The organism is Bacillus cereus group sp. N8, from assembly GCF_016483685.1.
GTDB lineage: Bacteria > Bacillota > Bacilli > Bacillales > Bacillaceae_G > Bacillus_A > Bacillus_A proteolyticus.
Map to the genome: position 1 here is coordinate 1 of NZ_JAEHBK010000009.1, position 12,183 is coordinate 12,183.

Below are 12,183 nucleotides of genomic sequence, written 5' to 3' on the forward strand. Positions count from 1 at the left end.
GTCTCGTGGGCTCGGAGATGTGTATAAGAGACAGGAAGAAGTGAAAGAACCGATAAAAGAAGTTGAAGAAGCAAAAGAAGAAGTGAAAGAACCGGTAAAAGAAGTTGAAGAAGCAAAAGAAGAAGTGAAAGAACTAGTAAAAGAAGTTGAAGAAACAAAAGAAGAAGTAAAAGAACCGGTAAAAGAAGTTGAAGAAACAAAAGAAGAAGTGAAAGAACCGGTAAAAGAAGTTGAAGGCGTAAAAAAATCAGCAACAGGATTGGATCAAGAGCCAAAAGGGAATAATCAAGTTGTTGCAAACGAGGGAAGAAAAGCAGACACTTTAAATAAACAACATACTAATAAGCCAGAGGAAGGCAAGAAATCTTTACCATCAACAGGCGGTGAGGCTAGCACATCGACTTTACTTTCTGGAATAACACTTGTTCTTTCCGCACTAAGTATGTTCGTATTTAGAAAGAGATTATTTAAGAAGTAAATAACGTTTAATCTTATTATTATATATAATTAATTTTTACTTTTTTGAGAAGACATTATCATGGCAGTTTCATTAGAAACATGCATATGATGGTGTCTTTTTTTACGAGAGAAGGGTATTACTGGGGATTTCTAAGTGTATTAGAAATGGAAGAAAGCAGATTATTGTCGGGAGATAAAGGTTGATTTGTTGACGATATGTACAAATTATAGGAAGAAATAATATGAAATATTGCATTTTATATTGTTGTATCTAGATTTTATGTTAAATTCTTGGATGGAATATTAAAATAGGGGGCAAGGATATGAACAAGAAATCAAAGATCAATAAAGTGATGCTTAGCATTAGTACAATGGCTTTATCGTTAGGGGCACTTCAAACTCATGCAGCAGCGGAAGAAAAAATACCGTATAACGTGTTGAAAACGAAACCGGTTGGAATTGAAAAACCGGTAGATGAAGTTGGACATATTTCAAAAGTTGATGAAACTTTATCATTTCAAGAACGTTTAAAAGTAGGAGATTTTTCACAGCGACCAGCATCTATTACGATGGAAACTGCAGTAAAGCAACTTAAAGAAAGCTATTCAATGGCTGATTTAAACAAAATGAATGATCAAGAATTAGTTGAAACAGTAGGTAGTATTAAGTGGCACCAAATTACAGACCTATTCCAGTTTAATGAAGATGCAAAGGCTTTTTATAAAGATAAAAGAAAAATGCAAGTCATTATAGATGAATTAGCTCATAGAGGTAGTACATTTACGAAAGATGATTCAAAAGGAATTCAAACGTTTACTGAAGTGTTGCGTTCCGCTTTTTATCTTGCATTTTATAATAGTGAATTAAGCGACTTAAATGAAAGAAACTTCCAGGATAAATGTTTACCTGCTTTAAAAGCAATCGCAAAAAATCCAAACTTTAAGCTTGGTACAGTTGAACAAGATACAGTCGTATCTGCATACGGTAAATTAATTAGTAATTCTTCAAGCGATGTTGAAACGGTTCAATACGCATCGAATATTTTAAAGCAATACAATGATAATTATACTACTTATGTAAATGATCGAATGAAGGGACAAGCAATATACGATATGATGCAAGGTATTGACTATGATATACAGTCGTACTTAACTGAGGCTCGTAAAGAAGCGAATGAAACGATGTGGTATGGAAAAGTAGATGGGTTTATTAATGAAATAAATCGTATTGCTCTTCTAAATGAAGTAACGCCAGAAAATAAATGGCTCGTTAATAATGGCATTTATTTTGCTAGCCGTTTAGGGAAGTTTCATAGCAATCCAAATAAAGGATTAGAGGTTGTTACACAAGCAATGCATATGTACCCGCGTTTAAGTGAGCCATATTTTGTTGCGGTAGAACAAATTACAACAAATTATAATGGTAAAGATTATAGCGGGAATACAGTAGATTTAGAGAAAATACGTAAAGAAGGAAAAGAGCAATACTTACCAAAAACGTATACATTCGACAATGGCTCAATTGTGTTCAAAACAGGAGATAAAGTATCAGAAGAAAAAATTAAGAGACTATATTGGGCTGCGAAGGAAGTAAAGGCACAGTATCACCGTGTAATTGGAAATGACAAAGCGTTAGAGCCAGGAAATGCGGATGATGTATTAACGATCGTAATTTATAATAGTCCAGATGAATATCAGTTAAATAGACAATTGTATGGATATGAAACAAACAACGGTGGAATTTATATTGAAGAGACAGGTACATTCTTTACATATGAGCGTACACCAGAGCAAAGTATTTATAGTTTAGAAGAGTTATTCCGTCATGAATTTACTCATTATCTGCAAGGGAGATATGAAGTTCCTGGTTTATTTGGAAGAGGAGATATGTATCAAAATGAAAGGCTAACTTGGTTCCAAGAAGGAAATGCAGAGTTTTTCGCAGGATCTACTCGTACGAATAACGTTGTACCAAGAAAGAGTATAATTAGCGGATTATCATCTGATCCTGCAAGCCGTTATACAGCAGAGCGTACACTATTTGCTAAATATGGTTCTTGGGATTTCTATAACTACTCGTTCGCATTGCAGTCTTACTTATATACTCATCAATTTGAAACGTTTGATAAAATTCAAGATTTAATTCGTGCGAATGATGTGGGAAATTATGATACGTATCGTGAGACCTTAAGTAAAGATTCTAAGTTAAATAAAGAGTATCAAGAGTATATGCAGCAGTTAATTGATAATCAAGATAAGTACAATGTGCCGGAAGTAGCAGATGATTATTTAGCTGAACATGCACCAAAAGCATTAACAGAAGTGAAGAAAGAAATTAGTGAAACGTTGTCTATGAAAGATACAAAAATGACAAAGCATACATCTCAATTCTTTAATACATTTACATTAGAAGGCACGTTTACAGGTAGTGTAACAAAAGGTGAGTCAGAAGACTGGAAAGCAATGAGTAAAAGAGTAAATGAGGCCTTAGAACAATTGACGCAAAAAGAATGGAGTGGCTACAAAACGGTTACAGCATACTTCGTTAATTATCGTGTGAATAGTTCAAATGAATTTGAATATGATGTAGTCTTCCATGGTATCGCAAAAGATGAAGGAGAAAATAAAGCTCCGACGGTTAATGTAAACGGGCCTTATAATGGGGTTGTAAAAGAAGTAATTCAATTCAAAAGTGATGGATCAAACGACGAAGATGGAAAAATCATTTCTTATTTATGGGATTTTGGAGACGGCAGAACAAGTAAAGAAGTTAATCCAGTACATGCATATGAAAGAGAAGGAACTTATAAAGTAGCGTTAAGAGTAAAAGATGATAAAGGAAAAGAGAGTAGAAGCGAAACAACTGTTACAATTAAAGATGGAAGTGTAACAGAATCAGAACCAAATAATCGTCCAGAAGAAGCAAATCGTATTGGGCTAAACACTACTATAAAAGGTAGCCTTATCGGTGGGGATCATACCGATGTTTATACATTTAATGTCGCATCAGCGAAAGATATCGATATTTCTGTTTTAAATGAGTATGGAATCGGGATGACATGGGTACTTCACCATGAATCAGATATGCAAAATTACGCAGCTTACGGTCAAGCTAATGGAAATCATATAGAAGCAAAATTTAATGCAAGATCAGGTAAGTATTACTTGTATGTATATAAATATGATAATGGTGATGGAACATACATATTATCAGTAAAATAAATACTCTTCCAATGTATGTTTAACTTTACTTTTTGTGGAAAATAGTATATTATATAGATATACAATATATCGGTTATTTACTAGGAGGAGCCTGTCACAATAGGTTTCTCCTGTTCTTTTTTAGAGACCTGTCTTACAGGTTTTTCTTTAAAGGGTAAATAACTGAAAATTAAGATTAATAATCTTTGAAAGAGGTGGGGCATACACATAACAAAAAAGGGATTGTTTAAGAAAGGGGGATAAAAATGATTTTGTTCGGTTATCCACTTGAAACAATTTATTTATATGGATTTATAATTGCAACTATACTTACTGTTATTTATATTTTCTTTGGAGATATATTTGAATCAATATTTAGTTTTGGAGGCGGGTCTGTATCCGTTGTAACGTTGCTACTTAGTTTTTTCGCCATGTTATGTGGACTTAGTTATATAGGAGAATATTTATACTCCTATAACAGTCTCGTTATTTTCGGGGCCTCATTTGCTATATCTTTTATCGGTGTTTTCATAATGAAAATACTAATTTTAAAACCAATTGCAGAAGCAGAACAAAATACCGTACAGCGTATGGATGAATTTATCGGATGCAAGGGAGAAGTCATTACTACAATCCCTAGGGAAGGGTTTGGTGAAGTATTAATCTCCTCCCAATTTGGAAGTAATGCAATACCAGCTAGAACAATTGGAAAAAAAGATATTTCACAAGGAACTGAGGTCATTATCGAGGGAGTTCAAGATGGTGTTTTACTTGTACAAAACATCGCTTATTCTTTAAAGAAACCAAAATTATAAGGGGGAATTTACATGACGATTCCATTAATTATCGGTGGAGTTTTACTCGCAATTTTACTTCTACTCATTTTAGTATTCATTACGAAGTATCGTACAGTTGGTCCAGATGAAGCGTTAATTGTAACAGGGAACTGGCTTGGCGGTGGAAAGAATGTCGTTACCACTGATGATGGAAAGAAGATTAAGATTATCCGCGGGGGCGGTACATTCGTAGTTCCAATTATGCAAAGAGCAGAGCCTTTAAGCCTATTAAACTACAAATTAGAAGTTGGTACACGTGATACGTATACGAAGCAAGGTGTACCGATTACAGTAAATGGTGTTTCTATTATTAAAGTAGGATCGACAATTGAAGAAGTATCTACAGCAGCTGAACAATATTTAGGAAAAGAAACAGAAGAATTGAAAATAGAAGCGAAAGAAGTTTTAGAAGGGCATCTCCGTGCTATTTTATCTTCTATGACAGTAGAAGATGCTTATAGTAATAGAGAGCAATTTGCTCAAAAGGTACATGAAGTAGCTTCAACTGATTTGAAAAAGATGGGGCTTCGCATCGTTTCCTTTACAATTAAGGAAATAATGGATAAGAACGGTTACTTAGATGCACTTGGTCAGCCACAAATTGCGATGGTTAAACGTGATGCAACAGTTGCGAATGCAGAGCGTGAAAAAGAAGCACGTATTGAAAAAGCTCGTGCAGAGAAAGAAGCGAAAGAAGCAGAGTACCAGCGTGATGCACAAATCGCTGAAGCTGAAAAACATAAAGAATTAAAAGTACAATCTTATAAGCGAGAGCAAGAACAAGCTCGCGCAGATGCGGATCTTTCTTACGAATTACAACAAGCGAAAGCGCAACAAGGTGTTACAGAAGAGCAAATGCGCGTTAAAATCATTGAGCGTGAAAAGCAAATTGAGTTAGAAGAAAAAGAGATTGCGCGTCGTGAAAAGCAGTATGACGCAGAAGTAAAGAAAAAAGCAGATGCAGATCGCTATGCTGTTGAGCAATCAGCTGAAGCTGAAAAAGTAAAACAAATTAAAAAGGCAGATGCGGATCAATATAAGATTGAAGCTGAAGCAAGAGCACGTGCAGAAGAAGTACGTGTAGAAGGTTTAGCAAAAGCAGAAATTGAAAAAGCGCAAGGTCAAGCGAAAGCGGAAGTACAAAAAGCGCAAGGTACAGCGGAAGCAGATGTTATTAGGTTAAAAGGTTTAGCAGAAGCAGAAGCGAAACAAAAAATTGCAGAGGCGTTTGAATTATATGGTCAAGCGGCAATTATGGATATGGTTCTTAAAATGCTTCCAAGTTACGCGAAAGAAATTGCAAGCCCACTTAGCAATATTGATAAAATTACAGTTGTTGATACAGGCGGCGGTGGTAAGAATAGCGGTGCCGGAAAGGTTGCAGGCTATGCGACTGATTTAATGGCAACAATGCAAGAAACGTTAAAAGCTTCTTCTGGCATTGATTTAAAAGAATTACTAGAAGGATTCGCTGGAAAAGGTGCCGTGCAACAACTATCAAATGATAAACCTGTAGTATCAGTAGTAGAAGGTGAGAAAAAAGAAGTGAAAAAAGATAAAGAATAGTAAGACGGAAAGAACCTCTAGTAAATGGCAGTAGAATTACAAGAAATGATTGATAAATTTAAAGTGTAATAACAATTATTAAGAAACGAGGTAGTAATTTTACTTCGTTTCTTTTTTTATGTAGATAAAGATAAAGAAATATATAGTAACCGTGTTATGATTAAACGTGATAATAAAAAACTGTATTTTCTTTAAATTCTATCTTTAGTCATGTTAGGGGAATGGTTTTGAAATTTAAAAAATTAAAACTACAACCGAGAATTACATTAACTATTAGTACACTTATTCTTGTTGTACTTCTGTTAACGAGTTATTTATTTTATTACATATTATCTGAAACAGTAGAAGAGCAAATTGGCAAAAGGGCTTTGCATGTTGCGAAAACAGTTGCAGCCATACCAGAAATCGGGGAAGCTTTCCAAAAAGAAAATCCATCTTCTATTATTCAGCCGATTGTAGAAAAAATTCGAATTGATACAGATGCTGATTTTATTGTGGTTGGAAATAAAGAAGGGATTCGTTATGCACATCCTAAGAAAGATAAAATAGGCGAAGCAATGGTTGGTGGAGATAACAAAGGAGTGCTATTAGAAGGGAAATCTTACGTTTCGAAAGCAACGGGATCATTAGGACCTTCGTTACGCGGAAAAGTTCCAATCCGTAATCAGGATAATAAAATTATAGGCGTAGTATCTGTTGGGTTTTCAATGGATGATATTCATGGAGCGATAGAAGTATATGGGAAGCGTGTATTTTGGATTACAATAATCGGTTTGTTAATGGGGATAGTTGGTTCTATATATTTAGCTGGAAGCATAAAAAGAATGATGTTTGGGATGGAACCAGAAGAAATTTCATCTTTGTATGAAGAGCATAGTACAGTGATTCAATCTGTACGAGAAGGGATTATCGTAATTGATAAAAAGGGCATGATTAGTTTAGTCAATCAAGCAGCCTACGATATTCTTTCGCTAGACAAACAAAAAAATATCATTGGATCATTTATTTTAAATATAATTCCTAACTCATCCATACTGGATGTACTTCAAACTGGTGAAGAACAGTTTGATCGTCAATTAAATATAAAAGGGCAGGCTGTTATTGCTAACCGTCTACCTATTAAAGTAAATAATAAAGTAACTGGCGTCGTATCGAGCTTACGTTTGAAATCTGAAATGGATCAGTTAACAGCAGAATTATCTCAGACGAAGCAATATACAGAGGCTTTACGGGCACAAACACATGAATACAACAATTTATTGTATACGCTTTCAGGTCTTATTCAATTAGAGTCATATGAAGATGCCTTAGAACTTATTCATAAGGAAACGGCGGTATACCAAGATTTTGTTCAATTTATTATGAAGCGAATTCAAAATCCATGGCTAGGTGGAATTTTAATTGGATTCTATAATAGAGCACGAGAGTTGAAGATTGATTTTGTACTAGATCGAGAAAGTAGTTTAGAAAAGTTAAGTCCACATATTGAGAGCAATTATGTCGTTTCGATTTTAGGAAATTTAATTACGAATGCATTTGAAGCAATTGAAATAAGTCAAGAGTATGATAAGAAAGTTAGAATGTTTGTAACAGATATCGGCGAAGAAATATTAATTGAAGTAGAAGATTCAGGGCAAGGGGTTCATGATGAAATAATTACTAGCATATTCTATAAAGGTTTTTCAACGAAAGAAGGAGAAAAGCGAGGATATGGATTAGCAAAGGTAAAAGAGTTAGTAGAAGATTTAAATGGAAGTATTGCAATCGAAAAAGGGGATTTAGGTGGTGCATTATTTATTATTGCATTACCGAAAGAGAGAGGCGAGTTGTAATGGGTGAGGAGATTGAAGTATTGATTGTAGAAGATGATATTCGGATTGCGGACATTCATCGTCGTTTTACTGAAAAAATTGAAGGGTTTAAAGTGATTGGAACAGCAACGACCGGAGAACAAGCGAAAGAATGGCTAGAACTTGTGAAGCCACAGCTTGTTTTATTAGATGTGTACTTACCTGATATGCAAGGAACGGAACTTGTCACATATATTAGGCATTATTTACATGATACAGACATTATTATGATTACAGCTGCGTCGGAAACAGATGTAGTACGACATGCTTTACGAGGCGGAGTAACAGATTATATCGTAAAGCCACTTATGTTTGACCGATTTAAAGCAAGTTTGGAAAGTTACAAAAAAAAGATTGTGCAGTTAAAGAAAAATAATCAATTATCTACAGAACAAATTGAACATTTATGGTCTCAAAGGGGCGTGAAGGGAAATCCAATCGAATACGCTCCAAAAGGAATAGATCCTTTAACTTTAGCGAAAATAAAAAAGCATATGTTAACAGTTAATGAAGAAGGAATTACCGCAGAAGTGTTAAGCGCAATGGTCGGGGTAAGTCGATCAACAGCGAGGCGCTATTTAGAGTATTTAATATCTGGAAAGAAAGTACATGCAGAGCTTATATATGGAAGTGTAGGGAGACCGGAGAGAAGGTATTTTCTCGCTTCTTCATAACAAAAACAGTAGAGGATTACATCTTCTCTACTGTTTTTCACGTCTTATATTGGAATAATCCCAATTACAATTCCGGTAATCAACATAACCATTGTAGTTCCAACAGCCCAAAGTAACGTAAAACGTTGGTGTTCACCAAAATCAACTTTTGCCATTCCGACTAATAAATAAGTGGAAGCAACGAGTGGACTTAATAAGTGAACGGGTTGACCGAGCAGGGAAGCACGTCCCATTTCAGCTGCACTAATTCCGTAAGTGGCAGCAGCTTTCGTTAAAATAGGTAATACCCCGAAGTAAAATGCATCATTTGACATGAAAAATGTGAACGGCATACTAAGAAGAGCTGTAATAATTGGCAACTGTGGTCCAAGAGCATCTGGTATAAGAGTTACTACACTTTGAGCCATCGCATCTACCATTTTTGTTCCAGATAGAATACCTGTGAAGATTCCAGCAGCAAATACGAGAGAAACAACCGCTAAGACGTTTCCAGCATGAGAAGCAATACGTTCTTTCTGTTGTTCTAAGTTCGGATAGTTAATCATAACAGCAATAGCAAAAGCGACTGTAAATAAAACAGGTAACGGCATAACTTCTAGTATGAGACAGACGAGAAGAGCGACGGTTAATAAAAAGTTAATCCATAGCAGTTTAGGGCGTTTATGCACGGCAGCTTCTACTGTGGCAGCTTGCTCATCCATTGTTTGCATTTGTTTTAAATATTGTACATCCATAATGCCTAAACGTTTTCTTTCTTTTTTTCCAAGATAGTAGGCAACGAAAACTACCCAAATTGCACCAGCAATCATTCCTGGTATAAGTGGTGTAAAGAGCTCTGATGCATCTAGTCCAAGTGCACTCATAACTCGAGCAGTTGGTCCACCCCAAGGTGTAAGATTTGTCACACCTGCCCCTAACATAACAACCCCAGCTAATATAAGTGGATTCATTCCGAGACGTTTATATAATGGGTACATTGCGGAAACAGTAATCATATACGTTGTTGTTCCGTCCCCATCTAATGAAACGATAATAGTAAGAATAGCTGTACCAACAACAATTTTTAAAGGATCCCCTTTTACAAATTTTAATATTTTACTAATGACAGGATCGAATAAACCGCTATCAATCATAATTCCAAAATATAAAATGGCAAACATAAGCATAATACCGGTAGGTGCTAATTTTTGAATACCCTCTAACATCATAGGACCCATGTCTGCATAAAAGCCGCCAATTAATGCGAAAGTAATTGGAATTAATATTAATGCTACTAATGCTGACATACGTTTCGTCATAATTAAAAACATAAAGACAAATACCATTGCAAATCCAAGTAGAGCTAACATTTGATCTCCCCCTCAAAAAAATGATTACGCTTTCAAAATAAATCAAAAATTCAGAATAAGGTTTTTTGTTTATCATAAAAGCATCTATTCAAATGGTAAATAATTTGAAAAATAACACCATTAGAAGCATAATTTTTATTTTGGTCATATTGTTCACGAAGGTAATTTTGAATTTTTAAAAATATGATTTACTTCTAACAAGAATGATAGAATAAGGTGAAAATAGTGAAGTGCGAAGTAGGGAGTAGATTTTGAATGGAAACGAGAATAGAAGAAGTTTATAGTTCTTATGAGGGGAAAATAGAAGAGATTTTTGTTAATGAATCTTCTTACGTATATGAGTGGGAAAAATTAATGATGATTCGAAAAAATAACGGTGAGCTTGAAAAAGTCGCGGTCGGTATCAGTGGAAATATAAGATTAGTAAATGTAGAAGTTGGGCAGAAAATTAATACAGATACATTATTAGTTAAGTTAGAAGATGATTTATCAATTACAGGCTGTGAATGATGAGAGATGTGTAGAAATAGCTACACATCTTTTTTGTTTCCTATATTACAAAAAGCACATTGTTTTTTCACAAATCCCACACAAGTTTTTGATATTCTCCTTGTGGAGTATACGGTTTTTAGGGAGGAATAGTGATGAGAATAAAGTATGTTGTGCTTGCTATATGTTTATGTTTCTTATTTACGATAGTGGGATGTGGGAAAAAGGAAACAACAGCTGTGGCAATTGATGAGAAACATGATAAGTGTGATATTTGCCAAATTGGGGTAACGGATAATCAATTTGCAACAGAAATCATTTTAGAAAATGGAAAAGCTTTAAAGTTTGATGATATTGGTTGTATGTATAAATGGATGGAGATTAATTCAGGTGAAAAGACGAAAGAAAAATTTGTTCGAGATTATGATTCGAAAGATTGGATTTCGTTAGAAGATGCCACTTACGTATATGATAAAACAATAACGACACCAATGGCTTATAATGTAATTTCTTTTAAAAATAAAAAAGATGCAGAGAGTTTTGTATCTAACTATAAGGGGAAAGTTCTTTCGTATAAAGAGCTAACAGAGCATAAATGGGAAATGAATAAAGAGATGATGGGGAAACCGAAAACAGGGAATCACGGTGGGCATCATTAATAAGAGGATAAAAGGTGTAAAATATTTAAAAGAACGGTTACAATGGAATATAGTAACCTAAAGCAATCATTTATGTACTTTTTAGAAATGTATACAAATGCGGTAAAAACGTGCTAAACTAATTGCTTCGCTAATATAGGTTGAGAAACATCGATATAAGTTTAGGATAATCCGATTAAAGAAGGAATCTAAAGGGCTTATGGATAAATGTACTCAAGAAGAATTATTGTATGTGATGGAGGAATGGTTAAGAAAACATTATCTTTCATAGGAGCTGTAGTTGTGAGAAAACAAAAAATTTTATTATGTATGTTATTAGGACTTTTAATGACGGTAGTGGCTTGCGATAAGCAAGAAGAGCCAGAATCAAAACCGGTTCATGTGAAAAACGAAAAGAAAAAAGAAAAGCATAAGGAACAGGAAGAATTTAAAGAAGAAAAAAGTATAAATTTAATGGACAAACAGTTGCTACTTTCTGCGACGCTTGGAGACACAGAAACAGCTATGAAGCTGATCCAAGATGGAGCGAATATCAATGTAGAAGGTGACAACGGAGAAACGCCTGTCCTTGCAGCGACGTATCAAAATCATGTAGAGACAGTTAAAGCATTAATTGGTGCAGGTGCTAATATTGAAATTAAAGATGAGAAACAAAGCAATCCACTTCTTTATGCAAGTAGAGAAGGATATACGGATATTGTAAAAGTATTAATTAATGCAGGAGTTAATACGAAAGAAACGACTAAGTCAGGTGGAACAGCACTTATTTCTGCATCTGAGCGTGGCCATGTAGAGGTTGTTAAAGAATTGTTAGAGCATACAGATATTGATGTGAATTATAAGAATGAACGTGGTGGAACAGCTTTATTAGAAGCAATTGTATTAGGAAATGGTAGTGAAAGTCATAAGAAAGTAATTCAAATGCTTATTGACCACGGGGCAGATGTAAATATGGCCAATAAGGAAAATATTACGCCGCTGCAATATGCTGAAAAAAGAGGTTTTAAAGATATTGCGAATATGTTGAGGATAGCTGGGGCGAATGAAGTAGTACAGCCGCAACCACAACTGGCGGAATAACAAGTATGAAATAATCCCATT

Annotated in this window: 10 protein-coding genes; 9 read left to right on the top strand and 1 reads right to left on the bottom strand. The window is 34.7% G+C overall.

Features of this window, described 5'->3' with window-relative positions; all coding sequences use genetic code 11:
- The 6 genes from JDS80_RS15015 to JDS80_RS15040 form a co-directional block, all read left to right on the top strand.
- Window positions 1-478: LPXTG cell wall anchor domain-containing protein (locus JDS80_RS15015; RefSeq protein ID WP_199639018.1), on the top strand; the 478-nt coding region annotated here is incomplete at its 5' end.
- A gap of 304 nt (window positions 479-782) precedes the next feature.
- Complete coding sequence (gene colA / locus JDS80_RS15020) at window positions 783-3,680, top strand: collagenase ColA (RefSeq protein WP_199639020.1); 2,898 nt, start codon at window positions 783-785, stop codon at window positions 3,678-3,680.
- Window positions 3,681-3,925: 245 nt separating this feature from the next.
- Window positions 3,926-4,474, top strand: a complete 549-nt coding sequence (locus JDS80_RS15025; protein ID WP_199639022.1) for an NfeD family protein — start codon at window positions 3,926-3,928, stop codon at window positions 4,472-4,474.
- A gap of 12 nt (window positions 4,475-4,486) precedes the next feature.
- Window positions 4,487-6,061: a flotillin family protein gene (locus tag JDS80_RS15030; protein ID WP_071743846.1), complete on the top strand. Its 1,575-nt coding sequence runs from the start codon at window positions 4,487-4,489 to the stop codon at window positions 6,059-6,061.
- 227 nt (window positions 6,062-6,288) lie between these two features.
- Entirely contained in the window at window positions 6,289-7,893 is a 1,605-nt protein-coding gene (locus tag JDS80_RS15035) for an ATP-binding protein (RefSeq protein ID WP_199639024.1), read from the top strand.
- Window positions 7,893-8,585 (top strand): response regulator, encoded by a 693-nt coding sequence (locus JDS80_RS15040; RefSeq protein WP_199639026.1) that lies wholly within the window; start codon window positions 7,893-7,895, stop codon window positions 8,583-8,585. The genes JDS80_RS15035 and JDS80_RS15040 overlap by 1 nt, the downstream gene beginning before the upstream one ends.
- A 44-nt stretch (window positions 8,586-8,629) precedes the next feature.
- On the opposite strand, the gene JDS80_RS15045 is transcribed toward JDS80_RS15040, so the two are convergent.
- Window positions 8,630-9,934, bottom strand: a complete 1,305-nt coding sequence (locus tag JDS80_RS15045) for a CitMHS family transporter (protein ID WP_199639028.1) — start codon at window positions 9,932-9,934, stop codon at window positions 8,630-8,632.
- A gap of 255 nt (window positions 9,935-10,189) precedes the next feature.
- On the opposite strand from JDS80_RS15045, the gene JDS80_RS15050 reads away from it, so the two are divergent.
- The 3 genes from JDS80_RS15050 (at window position 10,190) to JDS80_RS15060 (ending at window position 12,162) form a co-directional block, all read left to right on the top strand.
- Window positions 10,190-10,444, top strand: a complete 255-nt coding sequence (locus JDS80_RS15050; RefSeq protein ID WP_199639029.1) for a hypothetical protein — start codon at window positions 10,190-10,192, stop codon at window positions 10,442-10,444.
- Between the two features lie 134 nt (window positions 10,445-10,578).
- On the top strand, window positions 10,579-11,082 hold the full coding sequence (locus JDS80_RS15055; RefSeq protein ID WP_071772139.1) for a nitrous oxide reductase accessory protein NosL: 504 nt from the start codon (window positions 10,579-10,581) through the stop codon (window positions 11,080-11,082).
- Window positions 11,083-11,289: 207 nt separating this feature from the next.
- Window positions 11,290-12,162: an ankyrin repeat domain-containing protein gene (locus JDS80_RS15060; RefSeq protein WP_199639031.1), complete on the top strand. Its 873-nt coding sequence runs from the start codon at window positions 11,290-11,292 to the stop codon at window positions 12,160-12,162.
- Window positions 12,163-12,183 lie beyond the last annotated feature (21 nt).